The 297-nt window shown below is 59.9% G+C and carries 1 protein-coding gene and 1 pseudogene; both read right to left on the bottom strand.

Features of this window, described 5'->3' with window-relative positions:
- Positions 1-236: pseudogene (locus GSQ70_RS01070) on the bottom strand (Replication protein); the annotation flags it as partial.
- Positions 229-291 (bottom strand): RepA leader peptide Tap, encoded by a 63-nt coding sequence (gene tap, locus GSQ70_RS26295; protein WP_370521101.1) that lies wholly within the window; start codon positions 289-291, stop codon positions 229-231. The gene tap and the pseudogene GSQ70_RS01070, both read right to left, overlap by 8 nt.
- Positions 292-297: the final 6 nt, after the last annotated feature.

A 297-nucleotide genomic window follows, 5' to 3' on the forward strand; every position in this document is an offset into this window, starting at 1 on the left:
GTATAGCCCTGCTGCCGGAGGGTAATCAGGTCCGGATTACGCCGCCAGTCATGGCCACGGAAACAGGCCACGACTCTGGCGGCCATGCCGCGCGGCGTCCTGCCATTGAAAACGGGCTGGTGATTGCGGTGGGTTTTCGACAGCCCTTTCCGGAGACGATTGGACTCGCCGCGCCGGGAAGGCCGGTACACACCTGCGGTGCCAGACGGTTTAAGAGGGATAACCTGGTCAGCCACACCTTCCTGCGCTTATGTTGCACAGAAAGAGTACGGAGCACAGAAGGTATTGCAGTTTTCC

This window comes from Pantoea sp. BAV 3049 (assembly GCF_009765445.1).
In the GTDB taxonomy this organism is placed as follows: Bacteria; Pseudomonadota; Gammaproteobacteria; order Enterobacterales; family Enterobacteriaceae; genus Erwinia.